The sequence below is a fragment of the Nocardioides sp. NPDC047086 genome (assembly GCF_040643685.1).
Lineage (GTDB): Bacteria > Actinomycetota > Actinomycetes > Propionibacteriales > Nocardioidaceae > Nocardioides.
Map to the genome: position 1 here is coordinate 172,685 of NZ_JBEYUV010000003.1, position 25,911 is coordinate 198,595.

Consider the following 25,911-nt stretch of genomic DNA (forward strand, 5'->3'; position numbering starts at 1 on the left):
CGTCAGGTCTCCACCTTGGAGGGGTGCTTGGCCAGCGGGGTGACCTGGACGTCCATGTAGGGGAACAGCGGGAGTCCGGAGAGGAGCTGGTGGAGCTCGTCGTGGGACTCGACGTCGAAGACCGAGAAGTTGGCGTACTCCCCGGCGATCCGCCACAGGTGCGGCCACTTCCCGGCGCGCTGGAGCTCCTGGGCGTAGGCCTTCTCGCGGGCGATGGTGTCGTCGCGGACGTCCGGATCCAGGTCGTGCGGGATCCGGACGTCCATGCGTACGTGGTAGAGCATCAGCCGCGAACCGGGTCCAGCACGAAGCCGTAGTCGACGCTCACCGAGCCGTCCTCGGCGGCGACGGGCGCGAGCACCAGCTCGGGCTTGACCGCCGAGGCGATGTCGTCGTCGTTGTGCTCGTCACCGGGGAAGTAGAGCTGGGCGGTGAGCAGCTCGTGACCGGGGGCCGACACCTTGACGTGCAGGTGCGCCGGACGCCAGGCGTGCCAGCCGGCGGCGGCGATGAGCTTGCCGCAGGAGCCGTCGGTCGGGATCTGGTACGGCGCCGGCTGGATCGTGTGGATCTCGAAGGCGCCGTCGGCCCCGACCGTGAAGCTGCCGCGCAGGTTCCACTCCGGGATGCCGGGTGCGAACTGCGAGTAGAAGCCGTCGGCGTCGGCGTGCCACAGCTCGACCTTGGCGCCGTCGAGCGGGGTGCCGTCGGTCGAGGTGATCGTGCCGGTCCAGGTCAGCGGGGTGCCGGACTCGCCCTCGCGCATCGGGATGGTGCCGTTCGCACCCTGCTCGGGGGCGGCGGGGACGTAGTAGGGGCCCTCGATGGTGCCCTTGTTGCCCTCGCGGTGCTCGGTGGCGACCTTCTCGACCTCGTGCTCGACCCAGACGTCGAGGAAGAGCGGCCACTCGCCGTCCTTGCCGACCTGGATCAGCCACGCCTTGAGCGCGTTGAACTCGTCGTAGCTGACCTTCTCCTCGCGGATCGTGTCGTAGACGGCGTTGAGCACGCGCTTGGCGAGCCGGTCGACGCGCTCCGGCGGGGTGTCCTTGACGGCCTCGAAGGGCGACTTGTCGGCGGCGAACCGCTCGGTGGCGGAGGCGCCGGAGGCAGCCGCGGTGGCGGCCTCGGCGGACTCGAGGGTCTGGTCGGTGGTCATGAGTGTGTCCTCTCGTGTTGCGGTGTGGGGTCTGGTGTTCAGTTGTCGGTGCGGTAGTGATCGAGCTTCTCGGCATCGATCTCGACCCCGAGGCCGGCACCAGGACGTACGGCGAGCTCGCCGTCGCGGATCTCGAGCGGCTCGGTGAGCAGGTCATCGGCCATGTCGAGGAAGTTGGACAGCTCACCGGCCCGGCGGGAGGTGAGCCGGTGAGCGGCACCGAAGGCGATCGAGCAGGCGCTGCCGAGCTGGCCGTCGATCTGGTTGCCCATCACGACCTCCAGGCCGAGGCCCTCGGCGAGATGGAGCACCTGCTGCGAGCCGGTGAAGCCGGTGCGCGCGGTCTTGATGCTGATCGCGGTGGCGGAGCCGCCGAGCACCTCCCGGGTGACGTCGGCCGCCGTCGGGACCGACTCGTCGGCGATGAACGGTACGTCCACCTGGCTGACCAGCCAGCGCCTCCCGAGCACGTCGTCGGCGGGGTTGAGCTCCTCGGCGAAGAGCAGGTCCAGGTCGGCCATCTGCTTCATCGCGCGGGCGGACTCGGCGGCGGTCCAGCCGCGGTTGCCGTCGACGTACAGCTCGATCTCGGTGCCGAACCGTTCGCGCAGCGCACGGACGACGGCGGTGTCGAGCTCGATGGGGGAGCGGCCGACCTTCACCTTGAACGTCGAGATCCCGTACGTCTCCCGCATCCGCTCCGCCTCGGCGACCATCGCCTCCGGGGAGTCGAAGCCGAGCATGTGGGAGACCCGCATCCGGTCGGTGAAGGCACCGAGCAGGTCGACGACCCGCAGGTCCAGGGTCTTGCCGAGGGCGTCCCACATGGCCATGTCGACGGCCGCCTTGGCGGTCGGGTTGCCGACGGTGCGCTCCATCAGCACTCGGGCGGTCTCCCGCTCGAGCAGCGTGAGCCCGGCGAGCTGCGGGGCGAAGAGCTGGTCGACGACGGCGATGATCCCGGCCTGGGTCTCGCCGTAGGTGAACGGCCGCGGCGGCGCCTCGGCGACACCCACGACGCCGTCGTCGGTGTGCACCCGGACGAGCACGTGCTGGGCGGTGTGGACCTCGCCGGAGGCGAAGCGCAGCGGCTTGCGGTAGGGGATGGCGAACGGGATCGCCTCGATCTTGGTGATCTTCATGATGAGACTCCGAATCGGGGAGCTTCCAGACGAGGCGCGGTGAACAGGTCGGCGGCCTCGAGGATCTCGATGACGGCGTCGACGACGGGGTTGTCGTCGTCGGTGCGGTAGGCGAGGGAGAGCTCGACGCTGCCCGCGTCGAGCAGGTCGCGGAAGACCACGCCCTCCAGCGGAAGGGCCCGGACCGACGCCGGGACGACCGCGACGCCGAGGCCCGCGGCGACCAGCGCCAGCAGGACCGCGGTGCTGGGCGCCTCGTGCTCGCGCTGCGGCACGAAGCCGGCCTCGCGGCAGCTGCGCAGGACGGCCTCGTTGACCGCCGAGTCGCGGGCGCTGTAGGCGATGAACGGCTCGGTGCGCAGGTCGGCCAGCGCGACGACGGGCTCGACGGCGAGCCGGTGGTCGACGGGGATGGCGAGCGCGAGCGGCTCGACCTCGAGGGTGCGCAGGGTCAGTCCCTCGCCGGTGGCGGGCGGCCGTAGTACGCCGAGGTCGAGCGCCCCGCTCTGCAGTCGCTCGCACTGGGCCGGCGTGAGCAGGTCGGCGTGGATCTCGAGCGCCACCTCGGGCAGCTCGCGCTTGACCACGCGGGCGATGCCCGGCAGGTGCGAGAACGAGGCGGTGCCCGTGAGCCCCAGGCGGACCAGGCCGTGGCGGCCGGCCCCGATGCGGCGTACGCCTCGGACGCTGTCGTCGACGGCGGCCAGCACCCGGGCGGCCTCGGTGCGCAGGAACTCGCCGGCCGGGGTGAGGGAGACCTGCCGGGTGGTCCGGGTGAACAGGGTGACGTCGAGCTCGGACTCGAGCTGGCGGATCGCCTGGGAGAGCGCCGGCTGGGCGATGTGCAGCTGCGCCGCGGCCTGCCCGAAGTGGCAGGTCTCGGCGACCGCGGCGAAGTACCGCAGGTGGCGTAGCTCCATGAATCGCTCCTCAAGACGTGGTGACCGTCGCCACACTAGGCCTGCGATAGATAAACAACAAGGACGAAACTGCCGCATATTGATTGATCTCGATGATCAATGGATACCTAGGTCGGAACTGGGCATTCGCCTGGTGTGACGGCCGCCACGTCTTGCGAAGGTGTGGTGACCGTCACCCGTTGGAGGCAAACCATGACCGCACCGCTCACCGAGAGCCTGGGCCACATCGAGAACGTCCTGGCGGACGCCGTGGTCGAGGACCGCGAGGCCGGGATCTACCGCGCCAACCGCCGGATCTTCACCGACGAGGAGATCTTCGAGCTGGAGATGAAGCACATCTTCGAAGGCAACTGGATCTACCTCGCCCACGAGAGTCAGGTGCCCAATCCCGGTGACTACATCACCACCTACATCGGGCGGCAGCCGGTGATGATCACTCGCGACAAGGACGGCGAGCTGCACTGCATGATCAACGCCTGCGCCCACCGTGGCGCGATGCTGTGCCGGCGCAAGACCGACAACCGGATGACCCTGACCTGCCCGTTCCACGGCTGGACGTTCCGCAACGACGGCACCCTGCTCAAGGTCAAGGACCCCGACGACGCGGGCTACCCGGAGAGCTTCAACACCGAGGGGTCGCACAACCTCACCCACGTGGCCCGTTTCGACAGCTACCGCGGCTTCCTGTTCGGCTCGCTCAACGAGGACGTGCTCCCGCTGGAGGAGCACCTCGGTGACACCGTGAAGGTGATCGACATGCTCGTCGACCAGTCGCCCGACGGCCTCGAGGTGCTGCGCGGATCCTCCACCTACACCTACGACGGCAACTGGAAGGTCCAGGCGGAGAACGGCGCCGACGGCTACCACGTCACCGCCACCCACTGGAACTACGCCGCCACCACCTCGCGCCGCAACACCGGCGAGTCGAAGAACACCACCAAGACCGTCGACGCCGGCAGCTGGGGCAAGGCGGGTGGCGGCTACTGGTCCTACCCGAACGGCCACCTGTGCCTGTGGACCTGGGCGGCCAACCCCGCCGACCGGCCGCTGTGGGACCAGATGGACACCCTCAAGGAGCAGTTCGGCGATGCCAAGGGCGAGTTCATGGTCAAGGGCTCGCGCAACCTGCTGCTCTACCCGAACGTGTATCTGATGGACCAGTTCTCGACCCAGATCCGGCACTTCCGCCCGATCTCGGTCGACAAGACCGAGGTCACCATCTACTGCATCGCCCCCAAGGGCGAGAGCCCCGAGTCACGGGCCTGGCGGATCCGGCAGTACGAGGACTTCTTCAACGCCTCCGGCATGGCCACGCCCGACGACCTGGAGGAGTTCCGCTCCTGCTTCCTGACCTACCAGGCCTCCGCCGCGCCGTGGAACGACATGAGCCGCGGCGCCGAGCACTGGCACACCGGACCCGACGAGGTCGCCGAGGCCCTCGACATGCCGGGCGTCATCTCGGCCGGCGCCAAGAACGAGGACGAGGGTCTCTACCCGGTCATGCACGCGCAGTGGGCCGAGCAGATTCGTACGGCCATCGCGAACGAGAAGGGCAACTGACCATGACGCTCACGCAGAACGCTGCGACCGGGTCGAAGCTCATCACGCACACGATGATCGAGCAGTTCCTCTACCGCGAGGCGCGCTTCCTCGACGACCGCGAGTACGAGTTGTGGCTCGGATGCTACGCCGACGACGTCGTCTACTGGATGCCCTGCTGGGACGACGCCGACCTCCTCACCGAGGACCCGCAGACCGAGATGTCGCTCATCTACTACCCCAACAAGGGTGGCCTGGAGGACCGCGTCTTCCGGATCCGTACGGAGCGGTCCTCGGCGACCTCGCTGCCGGAGCCGCGTACGTCGCACAACATCAGCAACGTCGAGGTCATCGAGCGCCGCGGCGACCTGGTCGACGTGCGCTTCAACTGGCACACCATGTACTTCCGCTACAAGACCATCGATCCCTACTACGGCACCTCGTTCTACACGATCGACTTCTCCGGCGAGCAGCCGCTGATCCGCCGCAAGACCGTGGTGCTGAAGAACGACTACATCCACCACGTCGTCGACATCTACCACGTCTGAGGCCCCTGCGATGACTGCAACAGAGACCGAGATCGCGACCCATCAGGTGGCCCTCTCCTTCGAGGACGGGGTGACCCGGTTCATCACCGTCCGCGAGGACCAGACCGTCGCCGACGCGTCCTACCGCCAGCGGATCAACATCCCGCTGGACTGCCGCGACGGCGCCTGCGGGACGTGCAAGGCGCTGTGCGAGTCGGGGGAGTACGACGGCGGCACCTACATCGAGGACGCGCTCTCTGAGGCGGAGGCCGCCGAGGGGTACGCCCTGCCGTGCTCGATGAAGCCGCGCTCGGACCTCGCGCTGCAGATCGCCACCACCTCCGAGGTCGCCAAGACCGGCGCGGCGAGCTACACCGGCACCGTCGTCGGCCTGGACCGGCTGAGCCCGACCACGGTCGAGCTCTCCATCGACATCCCCAACCGCGGCGAGCTGGCCTTCCTGCCCGGCCAGTACGTCAACATCGCCGTGCCCGGCACCGAGGTGACCCGCTCCTACTCCTTCGCCAACGCCCCGCACCAGGAGCGGCTCGTCTTCCTGGTCAAGCTGACCCCGGGCGGCGCGATGTCGACCTGGCTGACCGAGCGCGCCGCCGTCGGCGACGAGGTGACCTTCACCGGCCCGAACGGCTCCTTCTTCCTGCGCGAGGCGCGCCGGCCGGTGCTGATGCTGGCCGGTGGCACCGGGCTCGCGCCGGTGCTCTCGATGCTGCGCCAGCTCGAGGTCGACGGCTGCGACCGCGGTGGCCGCCTGGTCTACGGCGTCAGCACCGACGACGACCTGGTCAAGCTCGACGAGGTCGGTGAGCTGGTCTCGCGGCTGCCCGGCTTCACCTGGGACCAGTGCGTCTCCGACCCCGCCTCGACCGCCGCCAACAAGGGCTACGTGACGAGCCTGATCCGCGAGGAGGACCTGCACGGCGGCGACGTCGCGATCTACCTGTGCGGCCCGCCGCCGATGGTCGAGGCGGTGCGTACGCACGTCGCCGGTGCCGGCCTCGAGCCCACCGGCTTCTACTACGAGAAGTTCGCCCTCGCCGTCCCAGCCACTGCCGAGGCGTCGGCCCCGTCGGCCGAGGCGTCGCCCGCGTCGGCCGAAGCGTCACCCGTACGCGTCGAGCTGGAGACCCACCCGGAGTCGCGGGCCCTCGCCGGCCAGGAGATGCTCCCGGCACTCGACCTCGGGCCCGCCGGGCCGGCCGCCGTGGCTCGGGACGACGGAGATGTCGTACGCCGCATCGCCGGCCAGCTGGTCGCGCCGGTCCCCGCTGGTCGAGCCGCGAGCGCCAGCGAGCGTGTCGAGACCAACACGGTCGAGGACCTGATCGAGTCCCCCGAGGCGCGGAGCATCGGTGGCCAGGTGACCTTCGCTCGAGACGACTCTGTTGGTCTCACTGAGTTTGATCCGGTGGGGCCTCCGCCTAGCGGCTCCGGCGGCTCGACCAGCGGAGGAGCCGGCTCGACCAGCGAAGACACGACAGTGGACGGCTACACGATCGGGGAGGAGCACCCGGACATTTCCGCGTCGGATGCGATCTTCGAGGCCCGAGCGGCGCTGGAGGTGGGGGCGCTCGATCTGACCATCGGGCGGCTCGACTCCCAGCAGCTGGCCGGCTATCGGCTGCTCGCCGAGTCGACCCTCCCGTACGTCGACGGGGACCGGTTCCTCGACGCCCACGGCTACACCGAGTCGAACGCGGCCTTCCACGACTACCTGTTCACCCTCACCGGCAACAGCCACCTGCTGGCCGCCTACCAGGCGCTCGGGGTGAAGGGCCGGATGGAGGATGTGCTGCGCAACGCCACCTGGTGCCACCCGCAGTGCACCCAGGACCACCTCGACATCGTCGAGGCCTTCGAGCGCGGCGACCGGCTCGCCGCCCGCGACCTGATCAAGGCCCACAGCGAGCGGTCCAAGGAGACGATGCGCCGGGCGATGGCCGAGTCGGCCGCCGCGAACAGGCCACGGTTCATCACCCCGGGCCGGTTCGCCGGCCAGGTCGTGGTGGTCACCGGCGCGGCCCAGGGCATCGGCGCCCAGGTGGCCCGCCGGGTGGCAGCCGAGGGCGGGAAGGTCGTCCTCGCCGACCGCTCCCCGCTCGTGGCCGAGGTCGCCGACGAGCTCACCGGCCAGGGCGCGACCACGAGCGCGGTCGAGTGCGACCTCGAGCACTACGAGGGCGCGGCCGCGCTGATGGAGCGGGCGCTGGCGGCGTACGGCCGGATCGACGTGCTGATCAACAACGTCGGCGGCGCGATCAACTTCAAGCCGTTCACCGAGTTCACCGCCGACCAGATCGACGCCGAGATCACCCGCTCGCTGATGACGACCCTCTATGCGTGCCGAGCCGTCCTGCCGGGCATGGTCGAGCGCGGCCACGGCGTCATCGTCAACGTCTCCTCGGCCGCGACCCGCGGCATCCATCGGATCCCGTACTCCGCGGCGAAGGGCGGGATCAACGCGATCACCGCCTCCCTCGCCCTCGAGTACGCCGGGTCGGGGATCCGGGTCACCGCGACGGCCCCGGGAGGTACGGAGGCTCCGCCACGCCGGATCTCCCGGGGCACACCAACGCCCCGGACGGACGCCGAGAAGGCGTGGTTCCAGGCCCACATCGACCAGACCCTCGAGACCTCACTGATGCACCGCTACGGCACGCTCGACGAGCAGGCCGCCGCGATCTGCTTCCTCGCCTCCGAGGAAGCCTCCTACATCACCGGCACGGTCCTTCCCGTCGCCGGCGGTGACCTCGGCTGAGCCACCAGGTTCCTCTCTCGGGGCCGTCACTCCCTTCGCGAGCGCCGCTCGCGTCACCCATGGAGATCACCCATGTCCGAAAACACCGATGAAATCACTCGGGCCAAGACCGGGCGCCAGCTCGCCTGGGTCGTGGCGCTCTCCGCGCTGGCCCTGATGTTCGACGGCTACGACCTCGTGGTCTACGGCACGGTGCTGCCGACCCTGATGGCAGATCCCTCCCAGATCGGGCAGCTCTCCGCGGGCCAGGCCGGGACACTGGGCAGCTACGCCCTCGTCGGCGTGCTCGTCGGCGCGCTGAGCGCCGGCGCGGTCAGCGACCGGATCGGCCGCCGGAAGGTCGTGCTCGCCAGCATCACCTGGTTCTCGCTCGGCATGGCCGCGACAGCGTTCGCCCAGTCGATCGCCGTCTTCGGCATCCTCCGGTTCCTCACCGGCATCGGGCTGGGTGCGATCCTGGCGACCGTCGGCGCCCTGGTCGCCGAGTTCGCGCCGCCGGAGCGGAAGAACCGGCTCAACGCGATCGTCTACAGCGGCATCCCCGCCGGTGGCGTGACCGCCTCAGTGATGGCGCTCATCATCGACCCGAGCGGCTCCAACTGGCGGATCCTGATGGCCATCGGTGCCGCTCCGCTGGTGCTCCTGCTGCCCTTCGCCGTCGCCAAGCTGCCCGAGTCGCAGCTGTGGCTCGACTCCCGTGACCGGGTCGCGTCGACCAGCACCGCCCAGGATGCGGTCGGCTTCAGCGCCCTGGCCCGCCGCCCGCTCGCGTTCCCGACGATGATGCTCGGACTGATGAGCTTCTCCGGCCTGCTGCTGACCTATGGCCTGAACACCTGGCTGCCGAAGATCATGGAGGACAACGGCTACGGCAAGGCGTACGCGCTCACCTTCCTGCTGGTGCTCAACGGTGGCGCCATCATCGGCGGTCTCCTCGCCTCCTACATCGCCGACCGGACCGGCGCCAAGAAGGTGGTCTCGACAACCTTCGTGCTCGCCGGCCTGATGCTGTTGCTGCTGCCCCTCGGGCTGCCGCTCGCCATCTTGTTCCCGGCCGTCGCGATCGCCGGCGTCGGCACCATCGGTACGCAGGTGCTCATCTACGGGCTCGTCGCCAACTACTACCCGACCCGGGCCCGCGGCGCGGGCGTGGCGTGGTGTGCCGGGTTCGGCCGGCTCGGCGGGATCGTCGGACCGATCATCGGCGGGGCACTGGTCGCCGCCGGGGTCGGAGGAACCACCGCCTTCCAGATCTTCGCGGGCGTCGCGGTGCTCGGTGCCGTGGTGGCCGTAGCCGTGCCGCGGTCCCCGGCGGAGCCGGTCGTGCGCGTCGCACTCGACGACGGCCTGCCGGCATGAGGGAGGCCTAGGGTGTGACCGTGCTCATCGAACGAGCTGGGTGTGTCGGTCGCGAGGACGAGCTCGTCGAGCTCACCTCGCGGCTGGCCCTCACCCGCACCTCCGGCTCCGCCGCCGTCCTCGTCCTCGGGGACCCGGGCCTGGGGAAGACCGCGCTGCTGCGCGGTCTGGCGGACCGGGTAGCGGCACCGGCGCTGAGCGCCCGCGCCGGCGCGTGGGAGCAGGACTCGCCCGGCGCGGTGCTGCGTCAGCTGCTCGGCGGTACGCCGCCGGCCGACCCGGCCGCCGCTGCCGACGCTCTGGTGGCGCGGGCCGCCGGGACGGGGGAGGAGCCCGGCTTGATCCTGGTCGATGACGCCGACCTCGCCGACACGCTCTCGCTGCAGGCGATCGCCTCCGCGTTGCGCCGGCACCGCGACGTACCGGTGCTGGTGGTGCTGGCGGCCACGCGCAGCACCTCGTTCCTCGGTGAGATCGCCACCGAGACCATCCGCATCGAGGGGCTGGACGCGGCCGCGGTCGGTGAGCTCGCCTCGCTGCGCGGACGGGTCCTGCACCCCTCGATGGCGGAGGTCCTCACCCGTCACACGGCGGGCAGCCCGCGCGACGCGGTCGCGCTGCTCGACGAGCTCCCACCGACCCGGTGGGCACGGCCCGACACCCAGCTGCCCGCCCCGGTCCACGTACGCGACGAGGTCCGGCTCGCGCTCGCCGGCTGCGGCCCGGAGGGCCGTGCGCTGGCAGAGGCCCTCGCCATCCTCGGCGACGACGCTTCCCTGGGACAGGCCGCGGCCCTCGCCGGCCTCGAGGACCCGCTCTCCGCGGTCGACGCCCTGGCCACGGCCGGGCTCGTCGAGACCACCCACGACCACCGCCCCCGATGGCGTACGCCGCTGGTCGGTGTCGCCGTGCTGGCGACGATGGGTGCCAAGCGGACCGCCGACGCGCACCAGCGAGCCGCCGCGATCGTCGACGACGAGGTGCGCCGGGCCCGGCACCTCGTCGCCGCGACCCCGCTGCCCGACGCCGGGCTCGCCGACGAGGTCGCCCGGCTGGCGCAACGACGCGGCGACGAGGGTGCCTGGGCGGAGGCCGCGGCCCTCTACCGTGACGCCAGCCGGCTCACCGAGGACCCCCTGCGCCGCGACGACCGGTTGATCCGCTCCGTCGACGCACTGGTCGCGGCGGGCGACGGGATGGGCGCCGCGGCGCTGGTCCCGGTCGTGGAGAGCCTGCGCGAGACGCCGCTGCGCGAGGCGGTGCTCGCCTACCTGGCGATCCTGCGCGGTCGGGCCGCCGAGGCCGAGGTGCGGCTCACGCGTGCCTGGGACATCGTCAACGTCGACCGCGAGCCGGAGACCGCCGCGCTGATCGCCACCCGGCACGTGCTGCACTCGCTGGCCCGGTGCCGCGGCGACGATCTGGTCACCTGGGCCGACCGGGCGATCTCGCTGGCCGGCCGCGACTCGGCCGCCGGCGTCGAGGCGGCGGCGATCCGCGGCCTCGGGCTGGCGATGGCCGGCCGGTTCGAGGAGGCCCACGAGGCGTACGCCCTGGCCGCCCGACGCGTCGGGCACAGCGCCCAGACCCAGCGGATCACGATGGGCCGCGGTTGGCTCGATGTGCTCGCCGACGAGCCCGACGAGGCCCGCAGCCGCCTGGAGGGGGTCACCGACCCACGGGTCCTCGGCGGCTCGACCCGGATCTCGATGTGGGCCCTGGCCTGGCTGGCGCGCGTGCAGTTCCTGACCGGCGAGGGCGAGGCCGCCCTGCAGACGGTCGCGGCCGGGCGGGCGCTCGCCGCCGAGTCCGGCGTCGCGCTAGTCACCCCGCTGCTGGAGTGGACCGCCACCGAGACCCATCTGCTGCGCGGCAGCTGGGCGGACGCTGCTCGCACCGCCCGTGCCGCCGACGTCGGGGTGCAGGGCTACGAGATCATGCGAGTCCCCGCGCTCCTCGCCCGCGCTCACATCGCCGAGGCGCGCAGCGACTTCCGTGCCGTCCTGCGCATCCTCGAGCCGCTCACGCAGGCCCCGGCCGGCAGCGCGCTGGCCGAGCCGGCCATCTGGCCTTGGGCTGAGACGTACGCCGCCGCGCTGATCGCGGAGGGCCGGCTGGAGGAGGCCGACGAGTTCCTCCGCCCCCACGAGACCCGCGCCCGTGAGGAGCAGCACCGCTCCGCCCAGGCCAGGCTGGCCACCGCCCGCGGCCGCTGGCACGGCGCCCGCGGCGACCTCGCCGGGGTCCGCGACACCTTCGACCGTGCGCTCGCGCTGCTCGACGGGCTGCCGCTGCGCTACGAGCGCGCCCGCGTCACCTTCGCCTACGGGCAGGCGCTGCGTCGCGCCGGCCGCCGCCGCGACGCCGAGGCGCTGCTCTCATCCGCACGCGACCTGTGGGACGGGCTGGGAGCGTCGACCTACGTCGACGCCGCCCAGCGCGAGCTGCGTGCCGGGGGAGTACGGGCCCCGCGTGGCCAGCGTGGCCCGGTGGACCTGACCCCGCAGGAGGAGACGGTCGCGGAGATGGTCGCCTCGGGTCTCTCCAACCGCGAGGTCGCCGCGCAGCTGTTCGTCTCGCCCAAGACCGTGCAGTACCACCTGACCCGCATCTACGCGAAGCTCGGCGTCCGCAGCCGGACCGAGCTCGCGGCGATGGCCGCCGAACCGACGGAGGAGCCATGAGTACCGACCTCGACGTCCGAGAGCCCCGCGCGGGCCGCGGCCGTGACCTGGGCCGCCACGAGCTGGTCAACGGCTTCATCGGCTTCCTGTTCTCCTGCACCGGCCCGGTCGCGGTGATCCTCGCCGTCGGCCAGGGCGCCGGCCTCTCCGCCGGCATCGTCGCCTCCTGGGTCAGCGCGGTCTTCTGCCTCAACGGGGTGCTGACGATCATCGCCTCGCGCTGGAGCCGCCAGCCGCTGGTCTACTTCTGGACGATCCCCGGCACCGTCGTCGTGGGCCAGGCCATGGCGGCCGGCACCACCTGGCCGGAGACGGTCGGCGGCTTCATCATGGCGGCGCTGCTCCTGATCGTGCTGGGTCTGACCCGGCAGGTCGACCGGGTCATGCACCTGCTGCCGATGCCGATCGTGATGGCCATGGTGGCCGGTGTCTTCCTCCGCTTCGGCACCGACCTGGTCCTCGCCGTCGACCGCGACCTGGCGATCGCCGGGCCGATGGTGGCCGCCTTCGTCGCCGTCAGCGCCGTTCCGCGACTGGCGCGCTGGCTCCCGGCGGTCGTGGTCGCGCTCGCGGTCGGGGCGGGCGCGGTGAGCCTCGCCGACCGGCCGGCCGTCGAGGTCTCCGGCCGCTGGGTCATCGACCCGGTCTGGACCTCGCCGGTCTTCACCGGGCCCGCCTTCATAGAGCTCACCATCCCGCTGCTGATCACTGTCCTGATCGTCCAGAACGGCCAGGGCATGGCGGTCCTGCGGGCCGCCGGCCACGACCCGCGGATGAACCAGGTGACCGGCTGGTGCGGGGTGACCTCGCTGGTCGCGGCCCCGTTCGGCGGTGTGTCCACCTGTCTGGCCGGGCCGACCAACGCGCTGGTCACCGCCTCGGGTTCACCGCGGCGGCACTATGCCGCGGCGATCTGGTGCGGCGTACTCGCGATCGGGTTCGGCCTGCTCGCCCCCGGCATGGTCCGGGTCATCACCACCATGCCCGATGCGTACGTCGCGGTGCTGGGCGGCCTGGCCATGCTCAAGCCGCTCCAGGGCGCGTTCCAGACCGCCTTCGGCGGACCCCACGTCACCGGCGCGCTGGTCACCTTCCTGGTGACCGTCGCCGACATCACCGTGTTCAACATCGGCTCCGCCTTCTGGGGGCTGGTGGTCGGTGTCGCGGTCAGCATCCTGCTCGACCGCAACAGCAAGGAGAAGCCATGACCACGACAGAGACCACCTACCCCGACGCGACGATGCGCTACGGGGCCACCGCCCGGCAGGTCGCCGACGTCTTCGAGCCGGCCGAGGCGACCGACTCGCTCGTGCTGCTGCTCCACGGCGGGATGTGGCGCGACTCCGACCGGATGCGCACCTGGTCGGCGGGCCGGGCGCTGGCCGAGGCGGGTCATCTGACCGCGACGGTCGAATACCGCCACGGGTCCGGCCAGTGGCAGCAGGCCTTCGAGGACATCGAGACCGCGATCGAGTCGATCCAGCTCAGCGGCCGGGAGTGGACCGTCCACAACGACGCACCCCGCCGGATCACCCTGGTCGGACACTCCTCCGGAGGCCAGCTCGCGCTGTGGGCCGCCTCCCGCGCGGGCACCCTGGTCACCGGGGTCGTCGCGCTGGCCCCCGCCGCCGCGCTGGCCGCGATGAGCCAGGAAGGTCTCGCGCACGGAGCGGTCGAGGAGTTCCTCGGCGGCACCCCGGCCGAGACCCCCGAGGCGTACGCCGCTGCCGATCCGCTCGGCCTCGCGCCCCAGGTCCCGGTGCGCGTCCTCCACGGCGCCGCCGACGCCGTGATCCCGCTCGCGATCTCCGAGCGCTACGCGGCAGCACACCCCGGCGTACGTCTGGAAGTGGTCGACGATGCGGACCACGCCGCCTGGGGCGACCCGACCTCGTCGGCTTGGCCGCGCCTGCTCACCGCGGTCAGCGAGGTATGAGGGTCGAGGCGAGTCCGAGCAGCGCGCACACGCCGAGGGTGCGCAGCGTCGACCATCGGAGCCAGAAGACGAGCGCGATGGCGACCGCGGTGATCGCGAACGCGACCGGATCCCACGAGGACAGGACCGGTAGGTCGAGGTCGACCGGCCCCCACGTCAGGGTGCGGGAGCGCTCGAACAGCGTGTGCAACGCGAAGAACAGCGCGAGGTTGGCGATCACGCCGACCACCGCCGCGGTGATCCCGGTGAGCGCCGCGGTGAGGTGGTGGTTGCTGCGGAGTCGCTCGACGTAGGGCGCGCCCAGGAAGATGAACAGGAAGCAGGGGACGAAGGTCACCCAGGTCACCAGCAGTGACGCGATCACGGCGGCCACCCAGGGGTCGAGGGAGCCCGGGTTGCGGTAGGCGCCGACGAAGGCGACGAACTGCACGACCATGATCAACGGTCCCGGGGTGGTCTCGGCGAGCGCGAGACCGCGAACCATCTCGCCGGCCTTCAGCCAGCCGAAGACGTTGACCGCCTGATGGGCGACGTAGGAGAGAACCGCGTACGCGCCACCGAAGGTGACGACCGCGGCGCCCGAGAAGAACAGGCCCTGGTCGACGAACACGCTGTCCCGGCTGAACACGATCGCCGCCAGCGCCACCGGGGCGAACCACAGCACCAGGCCGAGGACGAGGACCTTCAGGCCGCGAACCTTCGAGGGCGCGTCGTGGTGCAGGGCGTCGTCGCTGATCAGCGGCGCCGGGCCGTCGTCCGCGCTGCCGTGGCCCTTGCCCTGGACGAAGGCGGGGACCCGAGTGCCGACCAGCCAGCCGAGCAGGCCGGCGACGACGATCACGATCGGGAACGGGACCTTGAAGACGGTCAGCGCCAGGAACGAGGCGACCGCCATCACCACCAGGACCGGATGGTGCAGAGCTCGTCCGCCCACGCGCTGCACGGCCTGGACCACGATCGCGATGACCGCGGGAGCGAGGCCGGCGAACAGTCCGGTCACGAGCGCGGTGGATCCGGCGCCGACGTACAGCGCCGAGAGGGCGAGGAGCGCGACGACGCCGGGTAGCACGAACAGGATGCCGGCGATGAGCCCGCCGAGGGTGCCGTTGAGCAGCCAGCCGACGTAGACGGCCAGCTGCTGGGCCTCAGGGCCGGGCAGCAGCATGCAGTAGTTCAGCGCGTGCAGGAAGCGCTGCTGGCCGATCCAGCGCTTCTCGTCCACGAGCTTGTGCTGCATGACCGCGATCTGGCCGGCGGGTCCGCCGAAGGTCTGCAGGGAGATCGCGAACCACGCGCGCGTCGCCTCCCGCAGCGGGATCACGTCACGTGCGCTGGACTTCTCGGAGGTCATTGGGGGCGTCCGTTCCGGTGATCAGGGGCCGTCGTAGGTACAGGATCGCGGTGAGTGACCGGCATTCAGGGATACGGAACGACGACGTCGTCGTCCCTGCCGCCGACACCAGGGTAGAGAGCGAGGATCAGGAGTACGCCGGCGGCCATGCCCACGAGCTGTGCGAGGACGAACGGCGCGACCGAGCCGGGCGCGATGCCCGCGAAGGTGTCGGAGAAGACCCGGCCGACGGTGACGGCGGGGTTGGCGAACGAGGTGGAGCTGGTGAACCAGTAGGCGGCGCCGATGTAGCCACCGACCGCGGGTGCCGCGAGGGCGCCGCGGTCGCTGCGTACCAGCGCGAAGATCAGCGCGACCAGGCCGGCCGTGGCGACGACCTCGGCCACGAGGTGGCCGCCGCCGGCACGCTCCTTGGTCGAGATCGCCTGGTCGACGTCGAACATGACGTTGGCGAGCGCCGCACCCCCGACCGCGCCGAGGATCTGGGCGACCGAGTAGGCCCCGACCTCGGCGAGCCCGAGCCCCTGGCCCGACCGGCGCCCGAGAAACCAGTCGGCGAGGGAGACGACCGGGTTGAAGTGCGCGCCCGAGACCGGGCCGAACATCAGGATCAGCGCGGCCAGCCCGAACACCGTCGCCATCGAGTTCTCCAGGAGCTGCAGGCCGGTGTCGGTGGGCGAGAGCTGCTGAGCGGCGATGCCGGAGCCGACGACCACGGCGACGAGCAGGCCGGTGCCGAGGAGCTCGGCCAGCAGGCGGCGCGGGAGAGAGGGGTGCACGTCGGCATTGTTGACGTGGCACGATTACTCAGTCAATATTGAGTCAATGGAGGTTGAAAGACAGGCCGGGTTGGAACGTCGGGCCAAGGTTCATGCGGCGCTCGGCGATCCGGTGCGGCTGCGCATCGTCGACAGCCTCCAGACAAGTGATGCCTCCCCCACAGAGCTCGCCGGGATGCTGAACGTCCCGTCGAACTTGTTTGCCCACCACGTCCAGGCGCTGGTGAGCGCAGGCGTCGTGTCCCGTCACCATTCCGAGGGCGACCGGAGGCGCACGTACCTGCACCTCGAGCAGGACACGCTCGAGAGCCTGGGCACCGCGTCCCCCGTGGCGGTGCCCAGGCGTGTCCTGTTCGTCTGCACGGGCAACTCGGCGCGGTCCCATCTGGCCGCGGCGCTGTGGCGCCAGGTGAGTGCGATCCCTGCCGCCTCGGCCGGCACCCATCCTGCCGACCGCATCAATCCGGGGACGGTCGACGCCGCCGCCCGCCATGACCTGGACCTCCCGATCGTCGAGCCGGCTCAGATGGACGAGGTGCTGGATCCCGGCGATCTGGTGATCACCGTGTGCGACCGCGCCCACGAGACGCCGAAGGTCCCCGGCGAGCTGCACTGGTCGATCCCCGACCCCGTGGACAAGGGCCCCGAGGCCTTCGACGCCGCCTACCTCGAGCTCGAGCGCCGGGTCCGTGCCCTCGCATCCTGCTTCGACTCCTGACCCCGCACTCCCTCACATCCCCCACCCCAGGAGAAGCTTCGTTGAACGCTGATCGATCGCCGGCCGACCACAGGCCGGCCGTCCTCTTCCTCTGTATCGAGAACGCCGGCCGCTCCCAGATGGCGCTCGGCTTCTTCCGGCACCACGCCGGCGACCGGGCGATCGGCTGGTCCGGAGGCTCGGCGCCGGCCGCCGCGATCAACCCGGTCGCCGTCGAGGTCATGGCCGAGCTCGGGATCGACATCGCCGCGGAGTTCCCCAAGCCCTGGACCGACGAGGTCGTCCGCAGCGCCGACGTGGTCATCACGATGGGCTGTGGTGACTCCTGCCCGTTCTACCCGGGCAAGCGGTACGAGGACTGGAAGGTCACCGACCCGAAGGGTGGCGACATCGAGCACGTACGCGGCATCCGGGACGAGATCGAGCAGCGCGTGCTCCAGCTCCTCGACGAGATCGGCGTGACCCCGATCAGGGCGTGAGGGACCCGCGGCCGATCGTGAACAGCTCCTCGCTCGGCGCAGTGGTCCCGCAGCAGCCGCCCTGGGTGGCTTCGGGGTCGTCGAACGAGCCCGCCCCGCCGCAGACGCCGGTGTCGGGGAGCTCGAGCTCCACCCGGGCGGCCGCGTCGTGGTCCCCGGAGAGCTCGGCCACCACGCTGCGTACCTGCTCGTAGCCGGTCATCGCCAGGAACGTCGGCGCTCGGCCGTAGGACTTCATCCCGACCAGGTAGAGGTCGGGCTCGGGCTGGGCGAGGTCCTTGGCGCCGGTCGCGCTGACCGAGCCGCAGGAGTGGATGTTGGGGTCGATCTGGACTGCGATGTCGCGCGGCGCCTCCAGCGTCGGGTCGAGATCGAGACGCATCTCGCTCAGGAAGCCGAGGTCGGGACGGTAGCCGGTCAGGACGACCACCTGGTCGGCCTCGATCACGCGGCCGTCCTCGGTGATCACCGTGCCGCCGGCGACCCGCTCCGTGCGGAACCCGGTCACCAGCTCGACCGATCCGTCCTGCACCGCCTTCTTCGCGCGTACGCCGAGGGCGCCCCGCTCCGGGAGCTCGTCGGCCTCGCCACCGCCGAAGGTGTTCGTCGAGACCACGCGCCGGATCGCCCAGGTGATCCTCGTTCCCGGGTGGTCCCGGGCGATGGCGGTGAGCTCGTTGACGGCGTTGAAGGCGGAGTCGCCCGCGCCGATCACGACCGTGTGCCGGCCGGCGTACGCCTCGGGGTGAGCACGGTCCGGAACGGCGTAGCCGAGCGTGCCCGCGGCGTGGGAGGCCCGCTCCCCGAGGGCCGGGAGCCCGTCGGCACCGGCCGGGTTGGGCCGGCGCCAGGTCCCGGAGGCGTCGATGACGGCCCGCGCCTCGAGGCGCGCCTCGGTGCCGTTGGCGCCGGTCACGTGGAGGACGAACGGCTGCTCGGCGCGGTCGGCGTCGACCAGGCGGTCACGGCCCTTGCGGGAGACCCCGGTCACCGTGGCGCCGTAGCGCACGTGGTCGCCGAGCGCCTCGGCCAGCGGGACGAGGTAGTGCTCGCGCCACTGGGCACCGGTCGGGTACCCCTGCGTGGGCGGTGCCCAGCCGGTCGGCTCCAGGAGCCGCGCCGCGGCCTTGTCGACTAGCTCGGGCCAGGCCGAGAAGAGGCGTACGTGGCCCCACTCGGCGACGGCGGCGGCGGGTTCGCTCCCTTGCTCGAGCACCAGCGGGGTGAGGCCGCGCTCGAGGAGATGGGCGGCGGCCGCGAGGCCCTGGGGGCCGGCGCCGATGACGGCAACAGGAAGGTCGCTCATGATGCTCCTCAGATTCAAGAACGTCGATATGTCGGCGACCCTAGGCGACCCATCGACGTTCGTCAATACGATTCGGTAGACTCCTCGCCATGACCGTTCTCCCCGTGCTTCCGTCCGCCGCCGGCGCGTGCTGCTCACCGGTGACCGCGGGCGTTCTCGACGACGACCAGGCCGAGGCGCTGGCGCGGACGTTCAAGGCGCTCGGCGACCCGAACCGGGTCAAGCTGCTCTCGATCATCGCGGCCTCCGAGGGCCAGGAGGCGTGCGTCTGTGACCTGACCGAGCCGGTCGGGCTGTCCCAGCCAACGGTCTCCCACCACATGAAGCTGCTCGTCGAGGCCGGGCTGGTCGCCCGTGAGCAGCGCGGCCGGTGGGCCTACTTCTCCATCGTCCCCGGCGCCCTCGACTCGCTCGCGGGCGCGCTGGTTTCCCGCTGAGGCGGGTCCGGGCGCCGTTCTAGCTGCGCCGCAGCACGGCCCAGGTGAACGATTGCAGCCCTCCCTGTGGAGTCATGTGCGGCTCCGTTTCCGAGTGCTCCATGGTGAAGGCCTCCGTGAACAGCCGTGCGATCGAGTCGGCGTCGTGACGTGCGACGGGCAGGCCCGAGCAGGAATCGGGACCTTCGGGGGCGAAGGTGCCGATCACCAGTCCGCCCCCGGGGCGGACGGCCGCGGTCGCCAGGTCCACGTAACGAGCCTGGTCGCCCGGGTCGGTGAGGAAGTGGAAGACCGCGCGATCGTGCCACACCTCATAGGCGCCGGTGGGCGCCCAGGTCAGGATGTCGGCCACGACGTACGTCGCCTGCTCGCCCAGCCGGTCCCGGGCCTGTGCGACGGCGTTGGCGGACACGTCCAGCACGGTCACGTCGTAGCCCGCCGATGCCAGGACATCGGCGAGGCTCGACGCGCCCGCGCCGACGTCGATCACTCGCCCCGAGGGTGCGGCCAGGGTGATGAGCCTGCGGGAGGTCGCCGGGGCCGGTTCGTACCAGCTCACCTCGTCGACCGCCTTGGTCGCATAGACGGCGTCCCAGTGGGCAGCTGGATCGCGGATGCTCATGCACCGATTCTGCCGCGCCTCAGACGGTGGTGTAGCCGCCGTCGATCTTCCAGTACGCACCGGTGACGAACGAGGCGTCCTCGGAGAGCAGGAAACGTACGACGGTGGCGATCTCCTCGGGGCGGCCGAGGCGGCCCAGCGGGTGCTTGGCGACGAGGGCCTCGTGGGCGCCCTCGATGGCGGAGACGGCCTGGGCGGCCGGGGTCTCGATGTAGCCGGGGCCGACTGTGTTGATCCGCAGTCCGGCCGGGCCGTACTCGGCGGCGGCGTTCTTGGTGAGGCCGATGACCCCGTGCTTCGCGGCGGTGTAGGCCGGGTTGCCGAGGGTGGCGACCTCGCCGTGGATGGAGGCCATGTTCACGATCGCGGACTCGCCGGCGCCGGTCTTGAGCAGCTCGGGGATCTGGTAGCGCAGGCCGTAGGCGACCCCGGAGAGGTCGATGCCGATGACGCGGTCCCAGTCGCTGGGCACCAGCTCGCCGACCGGCGCCGGAGGCTCGCCGATCCCGGCGTTGTTGCCGGGTCGCGCCCTCGAGGTTGATGTCTGCGACCACGACCTTGGCGCCCAGCCCGGCGAGCTCCTTCGAGATCGCCTCCCCGAGCCCGCTACCGCCACGTGACCAGCGCGACCTTGTTCTCGAACGTCATCACTCTCTCTTCGCTCCTGTCCGGGCCGGGGTCCGGGCGTCATTTGATCCAACATTCAAATAACGCTGGCGAGAGGTGACCATCTTCCAGATGCATAGGTGATCTATGCCTTCCGGTGTGGTCATCGGGTCGCTGCCGCGATGACCTCCAGCAGTCGGCGGTGGAGGTCCATGAGGTCCTCGACGCTCATGTCGAGGCGCTCGACGATCGCGGGCGGGATCTTCTCGGCGTCGTCACGCAGGGCACGTCCGCGGTCGGTGAGCACGACGGCGAGCGAGCGCTCGTCGAGCTTGTTGCGCTCGCGCCGGACGTAGTCCTGGGCCTCGAGGCGCTTGAGCAGCGGGGAGAGGGTGCCGGGGTCGAGCTGGACCTTCCGGCCGAGCTCGGAGACGCGCAGCGACTCCTCCTCCCACAGGGCCAGCATGACCAGATACTGCGGGTGGGTGAGGCCCAGCGGCTCGAGCAGCGGGCGATAGAGGGCGATGACGCTGCGAGCGGCGACGGCCAGACCGAAGCAGACTTGCTGGTCGAGCGCCAGCGGGTTCTCGATCTCCGCGAGCGGGTCCTTCTTCGTCGACATGTCAGTTAGCGTACCAATAGTTTGTGCGCAAACAGTTCGCCTGGTAAATATGGTGTTGTGAACGAGCAACCGCGACGACCGCGACACCTGATGGATCCGGACAACCCGATCCGGCCCGTCAATGACAAGTCGCTCACCCATGTGAAGCAGTGGGTCGCGTCGGTTCTCGTCGTCTTCACCGTCGCCCACCTGGTGGTGGGGCTGGTCATCGGGGCGGTGGCGATCGACCCGGTCTACCAGAGCTCACGGGTTGGGCTGTGCGTCATCGCGGCGGGCTTCGGGCTGCTGGGTCTGGCCGGCGGTTTCCTCATCCACCGGCGCAGTCCGTTCACGCCGTGGCTGATTCTCGGGATCGTGCCCTCCCTCGTGGGCCTCTGGCTCATCCTGCGCTGAGGACGGCGCCTGGGATGGCGCCGTCCTCAGCAGGGGGAGGTGCAGGTCAGAACAGGTCCGGCACGGTCCAGCCGTCGAGGTCGTACTCGGACAGGAACTCGTCGGCGAGGCCCTTCATCGCGTCCACCCCGCCGCGGTTCTGGGCGGCGAAGAGGAGCTCGGCCTTCACGTTCTCGTGGTTGCCGGAGTAGTTGCGCTCGTAGAGCTCGTGACGGCCGCCGAACTCGGAGCCGATCGAGTCCCACAGCGCCTTCATGACCTTGACCCGGTCGACGGCGGTGATGCCGTTGGAGCCACGGACGTACTTGTCCAGGTATGGCCGCACCTCGGGGCTCTTGAAGTCGGCGGCGCCCGAGGGCAGGTAGATCAGCCCGGAGGCGACGTCCTGCTCGATGATCTCCTTGACCCGCGGGTAGCCGTGGATCATGAACATCCGGTACGTCAGGCCGTACTCCAGCTTCGGGATGACCGCGTCGCCGACCCACGGCTCGGGGTCCCGGGCCATCGACTCGGTCAGCGACCAGAACAGGTTGCGCCAGCCGATGACCTCACCCACGCGCGTCTGGACGCCGCGGAAGTCACCCGAGCCGGTGGCGTCGAGCGCCTTCATCAGCAGGCCGGCGATGAAGTCGAGCTTGACCGCCAGGCGCGTGCAGCCCTGGAAGGTGAAGCGCGGCAGGAACCCCGACTGCGGGAAGAACGTGTTGATCCGGTCGACGTCGCCGTACATGAAGACGTTCTCCCAGGGCACCAGCACCTTGTCGAAGATGAAGATGGTGTCGTTCTCGTCCATCCGGCTCGAGAGCGGGTAGTCGAACGGCTCGCCGTTCTTGGCCGCCTGCTCGGTGTAGGAGGAGCGGCAGATCAGCTTGATGCCGGGGGCGTCCATCGGCACGGTGCAGATCAGCGCGAACTGCTTCTTGCGGATCGGCAGGCCGTAGTGGGCGATGAAGTTGTAGTTGGTGATCGCGCTGCCGGTCGCCACGACCTTCGCGCCGGAGACGATCAGCCCGGCGTCGGTCTCCTTCTCGACCTTCATGTAGACGTCGCCGACCTCATCCGGAGGCAGCTGGCGGTCGACCGGCGGGTTGATGATCGCGTGGTTCCAGTAGAGGACTTTCTCCTGGGACTCGCGATACCAGCGCTCGGCATTGGCCTGGAACGGGGTGTACAGCTCCTTGTTGGCGTGCAGGGTGCCGAGGAAGCTGGCCTTGTAGTCGGGGGAGCGGCCCATCCAGCCGTACGTCATCCGGGACCAGCGCGCGATCGCGTCGCGCTCCTTGAGCAGGTCGGCCGAGGAGGTCGGGGTCTTGAAGAACGGCATCGTGACGCCGCCGTTGCCGGTGTCGGTCGGCACGGTGAGCTCGTCGACGTGCGGGCCGGTGTGCAGTGCGTCGTAGAGACGCGCGGTCATCCGCACCGGGTTGCGGAAGGCCGGGTGCGTGGTGACGTCCTTGACCCGCTCGCCGTGCAGGTAGATCTCGCGGCCGTCACGCAGGCTCTCGATGTACTCGTCCCCGGTCATCGGACGGGAGGCGAAGTTGGTCTGCTGGTTGGCGGGGGAGTCGGCGGCGGGGTTGACGGTCGGCGGGCCGTCGGACTGGAACTCCGGGGCGAGGGTGTCGGTCATGGTTCTCTCCTTGGTCGGATCAGTAGTGGGTGGATCGTGGGATGGCGGGAGCCTCGATGGCGGTGAACGACGCGGTCGCGTCGAACCAGCCGGTGCTGGGGTCGTCCTGGCAGCCGAGCCAGACCACCTCCGAGGACGGGTTGCCGATGTGGTGGAAGGCGCTGTCGTGGAAGAGCAGCGGCTTGCGGTCGGTGGTGATCACCTCGACGACCTCACCGAGGAACAGCAGGTGGTCCCCGCCGTCGTCGGTACGCCACGGGCGGCACACCAGCGTCGCGGCCGTCCCGCCGAGGCGTGGTGCCGTCGAGCCCTCGCGCCAGGGGAGCGGGTCGCTGCCAGGACGGCCGGCGAAGTGCATCGCGACATCGCTCTGGTCGGCGGCGAGGACGTTGACCGCGAAGGCGGCGCCTTCGAGGTAGGCGGCCGCCTTGGACGTACGTGTCATGGCGACCTGTACCAGCGGCGGGTCGAGCGAGATCGGGGTGAAGGCCGTCACCGTGGCGCCGTGGTGGGCGCCGTCGGGGGTGCGGCAGGTGATCACGGTGACACCGGTCGCGAAGCGGCCGAAGGTCGACCGCAGGGTGCGTGGGTCCATGGAGCTCCTCCTTCATCAGGCCGCGGGTCGTGTGGCGGCGGTCACGTCGGAGGAAGACGCTAGAACGGGATCGCCCGAACCTCGATCCGCTGTGCGAAGGCGTTGTCCGGATTGCGCACCAGGTTTTCGTACGCTCTCTGCTGGAGGCCGATGCGCTGTTAACGTGAAGGACGTCACTAAGGAGGTGGTAGATGAGCGGGCCGGGCATTCTCGCTGCGTCGTCGGGCGCGTCCGGCGACATGGAGACCTTCTCCGACGAGGTCTCCCAGGCTTACTTCCCGCATGCCCTGACCATGCGCGGCCGTCCGGCCTGTCCGGCGGAGCTGCGCTCGGTCGATCTCGGCCCGGTCCGGCTTACCCGGATCGGCTGGGGCGCGGAGGTGTCGGTCGAGTCCGACCACCCGGGCGCTTGGGCGGTCAACGTCCCGCGCAGTGGGGTGCTGGAGGCCAACGTCGGCGGCGCCCACGTGCTCTCCCTCGACGGTCAGGCGACCGTGTGTCCCCCCGACCGTCCGACCAGGATGACCAGGTGGTCGGCCGACTGCTCGATCGTCGGGATGCGTGTGGACCGCGACTACCTGGTCGAGGAGGTGGCCGCCCTGGTCGGGCTCCACACCGACCGGCTGCCCGCCCAGCTCGACCTGCGCGCTGACGGCGCCCGCGCCTGGATCGGCCTGCTGGCCTCGCTCGGCACCGAGGCCATGCGCAACCCGGCACTGGTCGGCGACGAGCGTGTGCGCCACCGGCTGGCCGGCACCTTGACCGCGGCCTTCGTCGCGGCCTGCTTCCCCGAGGAGCCCGCCGTCGGCTCCGTCCAGCCTCGCATCGTCTCCCGCGTCGTGGAGGCGATGGAGGCCGACCCGGCCAGGGAGTGGACCGTCTCCGACCTGGCCCGCGAGGCCGACGTCGGCATCCGCCGCCTCCAGCAGGGCTTTCAGCGCTACCTCGGCCGCACCCCGACCCAGAGGCTGCAGGAGATCCGCCTCGAGCGCGTCCACGCCGATCTCATCGCCAGCCGCGGCGACACCGTCGCCGAGGTCGCCTACCGCTGGGGCTTCACCCACCTCGGCCGCTTCGCCGCCGCCTACCGCCAGACATACGGCGTCGCTCCCTCGCAGACCCTGCGCTGCCGCTGACCGAAATTCCCGCCGAGTCGGCTCGTCTTGACCGAGATTTGCGCCGAGTCGGCTCGTCATGACGCGCCGACTCGGCATCATTTCTCGTCAGGATGAGCCGACTCGGCATCATTTCTCGTCAGGATGAGCCGACTCGGCTAGTCGGCGCTGAGGCTCGCCAGGATGGCCAGAGCGCGGGTGAGCAGCGGGCTCTCGTCGCCGGCGCGGGTGGCGGCGACGAGCTCGACGCCGGGGGTGCCGGCGAGGGGGACGTAGACGACGCCGGGGACGGCGAGGGCGGCGGTCGGCTCGGGGACGATGGCGACCCCGAGGCCGGCGGCCACGAAGGTGACCAGGGTGGAGGTCTCGGCGACCTCGTGGGCGATACGGGTGCTGATCCCGGCCTCCTCGAAGAGGTGCTGGATCATCGCGTTCATCGCCGAGCGGCCGCTGCCGGCATGGATGACGAGGCCCTCGCCGTCGAGCTCGGGGATGCGTACGCGGCGACGGGCGGCGAACCGGTGGTCTTTCGGCATCGCCACCAGCAGGTTCTCCTGGCGCAGGTGGGTGATCGAGAGGCCGGAAGAGTCGGGCAGGGGGCGGAGCAGGCCGAGGTCGAGGGTGCCGTCGGCGAGTGCCGCGGCCTGGTCCGGCGAGAGCATCTCGCCCCGGAACCCGAACTCCACCTCGGGCAGCTCGGCGCGCAGCGTGCGCGCCAGGGCCGGAAGCAGCGAGTACGTCGCCGACCCGACACACCCGATCAGCAGGCGCCCGCGCCGTCCCGAGGCGATGCTGGCGGCCTCATGGGCAGCGGCGTCCACCGCACCGAGGATCTCCCGCGCGCGTTCCAGGTACGCAGCCCCCGCCGGGGTCAGGTCGACCCGTCGCGTCGTCCTGGTGAGCAGGGTCAGCCCAAGCTCGGCCTCGAGCTGGCGGATCTGCTGCGACAGCGGCGGCTGCGCCATGTGGAGCCGCTGCGCCGCCCGCCCGAAGTGGCGCTCCTCGGCGACCGCGACGAAGTAGCGAAGATGGCGCAGCTCCATGCACTCATACTCGCAGAGTCTCAGTCCGCCCGTGATAACCCTGCCGAGGCGTCACGTACGTCGGGCGAGTTGGCACAGCAATGCCAACAACCCCCACCCCGCGGACGGCACCCCCGCCCCCGGGGTCGGCACCCGAGAGGGGGGGGGCGGGTCGGCCCGGGGGGCGGGGGTGT

The 25,911-nt window shown here is 70.8% G+C and carries 25 protein-coding genes; 12 read left to right on the forward strand and 13 right to left on the reverse strand.

Annotated elements, in window-relative coordinates:
• Nucleotides 1–2 precede the first annotated feature (2 nt).
• From catC to ABZ796_RS04060, 4 genes are read right to left on the reverse strand one after another with little or no spacing between them, the layout of a single operon-like run.
• On the reverse strand, nucleotides 3–284 hold the full coding sequence (catC, locus tag ABZ796_RS04045; protein ID WP_357334805.1) for a muconolactone Delta-isomerase: 282 nt from the start codon (nucleotides 282–284) through the stop codon (nucleotides 3–5).
• Nucleotides 284–1,159, reverse strand: a complete 876-nt coding sequence (gene catA / locus ABZ796_RS04050) for a catechol 1,2-dioxygenase (RefSeq protein WP_357334806.1) — start codon at nucleotides 1,157–1,159, stop codon at nucleotides 284–286. Before catA ends, catC begins: the two co-directional genes overlap by 1 nt.
• 38 nt (nucleotides 1,160–1,197) lie before the next feature.
• A complete protein-coding gene (locus tag ABZ796_RS04055; protein WP_357334807.1) occupies nucleotides 1,198–2,301 on the reverse strand; it encodes an enolase C-terminal domain-like protein in 1,104 nt (367 codons plus the stop codon).
• Nucleotides 2,298–3,221 (reverse strand): LysR substrate-binding domain-containing protein, encoded by a 924-nt coding sequence (locus ABZ796_RS04060; protein ID WP_357334808.1) that lies wholly within the window; start codon nucleotides 3,219–3,221, stop codon nucleotides 2,298–2,300. Before ABZ796_RS04060 ends, ABZ796_RS04055 begins: the two co-directional genes overlap by 4 nt.
• Nucleotides 3,222–3,413: 192 nt before the next feature.
• Between ABZ796_RS04060 and benA the strand changes: the two genes are divergently transcribed.
• The 7 genes from benA (at nucleotide 3,414) to ABZ796_RS04095 (ending at nucleotide 14,042) form a co-directional block, all read left to right on the forward strand.
• A complete protein-coding gene (benA, locus tag ABZ796_RS04065; RefSeq protein ID WP_357334809.1) occupies nucleotides 3,414–4,781 on the forward strand; it encodes a benzoate 1,2-dioxygenase large subunit in 1,368 nt (455 codons plus the stop codon).
• A 2-nt stretch (nucleotides 4,782–4,783) separates the two neighbouring features.
• Nucleotides 4,784–5,308 (forward strand): benzoate 1,2-dioxygenase small subunit, encoded by a 525-nt coding sequence (benB, locus tag ABZ796_RS04070; protein WP_357334810.1) that lies wholly within the window; start codon nucleotides 4,784–4,786, stop codon nucleotides 5,306–5,308.
• A 10-nt stretch (nucleotides 5,309–5,318) separates the two neighbouring features.
• Nucleotides 5,319–8,063: a benzoate 1,2-dioxygenase electron transfer component BenC gene (benC, locus tag ABZ796_RS04075; protein WP_357334811.1), complete on the forward strand. Its 2,745-nt coding sequence runs from the start codon at nucleotides 5,319–5,321 to the stop codon at nucleotides 8,061–8,063.
• 72 nt (nucleotides 8,064–8,135) lie between these two features.
• Nucleotides 8,136–9,422, forward strand: coding sequence for an aromatic acid/H+ symport family MFS transporter (locus ABZ796_RS04080; RefSeq protein ID WP_357334812.1), 1,287 nt, complete (start codon nucleotides 8,136–8,138; stop codon nucleotides 9,420–9,422).
• A 20-nt stretch (nucleotides 9,423–9,442) separates the two neighbouring features.
• Complete coding sequence (locus ABZ796_RS04085; protein ID WP_357334813.1) at nucleotides 9,443–12,106, forward strand: LuxR C-terminal-related transcriptional regulator; 2,664 nt, start codon at nucleotides 9,443–9,445, stop codon at nucleotides 12,104–12,106.
• Nucleotides 12,103–13,314: a benzoate/H(+) symporter BenE family transporter gene (locus ABZ796_RS04090; RefSeq protein ID WP_357334814.1), complete on the forward strand. Its 1,212-nt coding sequence runs from the start codon at nucleotides 12,103–12,105 to the stop codon at nucleotides 13,312–13,314. The genes ABZ796_RS04085 and ABZ796_RS04090 overlap by 4 nt, the downstream gene beginning before the upstream one ends.
• Nucleotides 13,311–14,042 carry an alpha/beta fold hydrolase gene (locus tag ABZ796_RS04095; RefSeq protein ID WP_357334815.1) on the forward strand — a complete coding sequence of 244 codons (732 nt, stop codon included), beginning with the start codon at nucleotides 13,311–13,313 and terminating at the stop codon, nucleotides 14,040–14,042. The genes ABZ796_RS04090 and ABZ796_RS04095 overlap by 4 nt, the downstream gene beginning before the upstream one ends.
• On the opposite strand, the gene chrA is transcribed toward ABZ796_RS04095, so the two are convergent.
• Nucleotides 14,029–15,393 (reverse strand): chromate efflux transporter, encoded by a 1,365-nt coding sequence (gene chrA, locus ABZ796_RS04100; protein WP_357334816.1) that lies wholly within the window; start codon nucleotides 15,391–15,393, stop codon nucleotides 14,029–14,031. The two genes, ABZ796_RS04095 and chrA, sit on opposite strands and share 14 nt — an antisense overlap.
• A gap of 65 nt (nucleotides 15,394–15,458) precedes the next feature.
• A complete protein-coding gene (locus ABZ796_RS04105) occupies nucleotides 15,459–16,172 on the reverse strand; it encodes an MIP/aquaporin family protein (protein WP_357334817.1) in 714 nt (237 codons plus the stop codon).
• A gap of 46 nt (nucleotides 16,173–16,218) precedes the next feature.
• Between ABZ796_RS04105 and ABZ796_RS04110 the strand changes: the two genes are divergently transcribed.
• On the forward strand, nucleotides 16,219–16,890 hold the full coding sequence (locus tag ABZ796_RS04110; RefSeq protein WP_357334818.1) for an ArsR family transcriptional regulator: 672 nt from the start codon (nucleotides 16,219–16,221) through the stop codon (nucleotides 16,888–16,890).
• 41 nt (nucleotides 16,891–16,931) lie between these two features.
• Entirely contained in the window at nucleotides 16,932–17,369 is a 438-nt protein-coding gene (locus tag ABZ796_RS04115; protein ID WP_357334819.1) for an arsenate reductase ArsC, read from the forward strand.
• On the opposite strand, the gene ABZ796_RS04120 is transcribed toward ABZ796_RS04115, so the two are convergent.
• A complete protein-coding gene (locus ABZ796_RS04120; RefSeq protein WP_357334820.1) occupies nucleotides 17,359–18,675 on the reverse strand; it encodes an NAD(P)-binding domain-containing protein in 1,317 nt (438 codons plus the stop codon). The genes ABZ796_RS04115 and ABZ796_RS04120 overlap by 11 nt on opposite strands.
• 89 nt (nucleotides 18,676–18,764) lie before the next feature.
• On the opposite strand from ABZ796_RS04120, the gene ABZ796_RS04125 reads away from it, so the two are divergent.
• Complete coding sequence (locus ABZ796_RS04125; protein WP_357334821.1) at nucleotides 18,765–19,112, forward strand: metalloregulator ArsR/SmtB family transcription factor; 348 nt, start codon at nucleotides 18,765–18,767, stop codon at nucleotides 19,110–19,112.
• A 19-nt stretch (nucleotides 19,113–19,131) separates the two neighbouring features.
• Here ABZ796_RS04125 and ABZ796_RS04130 read toward each other — a convergent pair whose 3' ends face one another.
• The 3 genes from ABZ796_RS04130 to ABZ796_RS04140 all read right to left on the reverse strand — a co-directional run bounded on the left by ABZ796_RS04130 (nucleotide 19,132) and on the right by ABZ796_RS04140 (nucleotide 20,962).
• Nucleotides 19,132–19,734: a class I SAM-dependent methyltransferase gene (locus ABZ796_RS04130; RefSeq protein ID WP_357334822.1), complete on the reverse strand. Its 603-nt coding sequence runs from the start codon at nucleotides 19,732–19,734 to the stop codon at nucleotides 19,132–19,134.
• Nucleotides 19,735–19,753: 19 nt separating this feature from the next.
• Nucleotides 19,754–20,206 carry an SDR family oxidoreductase gene (locus ABZ796_RS04135; protein WP_357334824.1) on the reverse strand — a complete coding sequence of 151 codons (453 nt, stop codon included), beginning with the start codon at nucleotides 20,204–20,206 and terminating at the stop codon, nucleotides 19,754–19,756.
• A gap of 297 nt (nucleotides 20,207–20,503) precedes the next feature.
• Nucleotides 20,504–20,962, reverse strand: coding sequence for a MarR family transcriptional regulator (locus ABZ796_RS04140; protein WP_357334825.1), 459 nt, complete (start codon nucleotides 20,960–20,962; stop codon nucleotides 20,504–20,506).
• A 57-nt stretch (nucleotides 20,963–21,019) separates the two neighbouring features.
• Between ABZ796_RS04140 and ABZ796_RS04145 the strand changes: the two genes are divergently transcribed.
• On the forward strand, nucleotides 21,020–21,355 hold the full coding sequence (locus ABZ796_RS04145) for a hypothetical protein (protein ID WP_357334827.1): 336 nt from the start codon (nucleotides 21,020–21,022) through the stop codon (nucleotides 21,353–21,355).
• A gap of 46 nt (nucleotides 21,356–21,401) precedes the next feature.
• Here the strand turns inward: ABZ796_RS04145 and ABZ796_RS04150 are convergent, their stop codons facing one another.
• Together ABZ796_RS04150 and ABZ796_RS04155 are read right to left on the reverse strand one after the other, a co-directional pair.
• A complete protein-coding gene (locus tag ABZ796_RS04150; RefSeq protein WP_357334828.1) occupies nucleotides 21,402–22,985 on the reverse strand; it encodes a 4-hydroxyphenylacetate 3-hydroxylase N-terminal domain-containing protein in 1,584 nt (527 codons plus the stop codon).
• A 19-nt stretch (nucleotides 22,986–23,004) separates the two neighbouring features.
• On the reverse strand, nucleotides 23,005–23,580 hold the full coding sequence (locus tag ABZ796_RS04155; protein WP_357334830.1) for a flavin reductase family protein: 576 nt from the start codon (nucleotides 23,578–23,580) through the stop codon (nucleotides 23,005–23,007).
• Nucleotides 23,581–23,771: 191 nt separating this feature from the next.
• Between ABZ796_RS04155 and ABZ796_RS04160 the strand changes: the two genes are divergently transcribed.
• Nucleotides 23,772–24,716: an AraC family transcriptional regulator gene (locus ABZ796_RS04160; RefSeq protein ID WP_357334832.1), complete on the forward strand. Its 945-nt coding sequence runs from the start codon at nucleotides 23,772–23,774 to the stop codon at nucleotides 24,714–24,716.
• Between the two features lie 137 nt (nucleotides 24,717–24,853).
• On the opposite strand, the gene ABZ796_RS04165 is transcribed toward ABZ796_RS04160, so the two are convergent.
• On the reverse strand, nucleotides 24,854–25,738 hold the full coding sequence (locus tag ABZ796_RS04165; protein ID WP_357334834.1) for a LysR family transcriptional regulator: 885 nt from the start codon (nucleotides 25,736–25,738) through the stop codon (nucleotides 24,854–24,856).
• Nucleotides 25,739–25,911 lie beyond the last annotated feature (173 nt).

Bases quoted from the DNA above. Each gene is read 5' to 3' on its own strand.
- ABZ796_RS04155 (WP_357334830.1), bottom strand. From the start codon at position 23,580: ATGGACCCACGCACCCTGCGGTCGACCTTCGGCCGCTTCGCGACCGGT.
- ABZ796_RS04130 (WP_357334822.1), bottom strand. From the start codon at position 19,734: ATGAGCATCCGCGATCCAGCTGCCCACTGGGACGCCGTCTATGCGACC.
- ABZ796_RS04140 (WP_357334825.1), bottom strand. From the start codon at position 20,962: ATGTCGACGAAGAAGGACCCGCTCGCGGAGATCGAGAACCCGCTGGCG.
- benB (WP_357334810.1), top strand. From the start codon at position 4,784: ATGACGCTCACGCAGAACGCTGCGACCGGGTCGAAGCTCATCACGCAC.
- catA (WP_357334806.1), bottom strand. From the start codon at position 1,159: ATGACCACCGACCAGACCCTCGAGTCCGCCGAGGCCGCCACCGCGGCT.
- ABZ796_RS04090 (WP_357334814.1), top strand. From the start codon at position 12,103: ATGAGTACCGACCTCGACGTCCGAGAGCCCCGCGCGGGCCGCGGCCGT.
- ABZ796_RS04060 (WP_357334808.1), bottom strand. From the start codon at position 3,221: ATGGAGCTACGCCACCTGCGGTACTTCGCCGCGGTCGCCGAGACCTGC.
- ABZ796_RS04110 (WP_357334818.1), top strand. From the start codon at position 16,219: ATGGAGGTTGAAAGACAGGCCGGGTTGGAACGTCGGGCCAAGGTTCAT.
- ABZ796_RS04095 (WP_357334815.1), top strand. From the start codon at position 13,311: ATGACCACGACAGAGACCACCTACCCCGACGCGACGATGCGCTACGGG.
- chrA (WP_357334816.1), bottom strand. From the start codon at position 15,393: ATGACCTCCGAGAAGTCCAGCGCACGTGACGTGATCCCGCTGCGGGAG.
- ABZ796_RS04160 (WP_357334832.1), top strand. From the start codon at position 23,772: ATGAGCGGGCCGGGCATTCTCGCTGCGTCGTCGGGCGCGTCCGGCGAC.
- ABZ796_RS04055 (WP_357334807.1), bottom strand. From the start codon at position 2,301: ATGAAGATCACCAAGATCGAGGCGATCCCGTTCGCCATCCCCTACCGC.
- ABZ796_RS04150 (WP_357334828.1), bottom strand. From the start codon at position 22,985: ATGACCGACACCCTCGCCCCGGAGTTCCAGTCCGACGGCCCGCCGACC.
- ABZ796_RS04165 (WP_357334834.1), bottom strand. From the start codon at position 25,738: ATGGAGCTGCGCCATCTTCGCTACTTCGTCGCGGTCGCCGAGGAGCGC.
- benC (WP_357334811.1), top strand. From the start codon at position 5,319: ATGACTGCAACAGAGACCGAGATCGCGACCCATCAGGTGGCCCTCTCC.
- benA (WP_357334809.1), top strand. From the start codon at position 3,414: ATGACCGCACCGCTCACCGAGAGCCTGGGCCACATCGAGAACGTCCTG.
- ABZ796_RS04125 (WP_357334821.1), top strand. From the start codon at position 18,765: ATGACCGTTCTCCCCGTGCTTCCGTCCGCCGCCGGCGCGTGCTGCTCA.
- catC (WP_357334805.1), bottom strand. From the start codon at position 284: ATGCTCTACCACGTACGCATGGACGTCCGGATCCCGCACGACCTGGAT.
- ABZ796_RS04120 (WP_357334820.1), bottom strand. From the start codon at position 18,675: ATGAGCGACCTTCCTGTTGCCGTCATCGGCGCCGGCCCCCAGGGCCTC.
- ABZ796_RS04080 (WP_357334812.1), top strand. From the start codon at position 8,136: ATGTCCGAAAACACCGATGAAATCACTCGGGCCAAGACCGGGCGCCAG.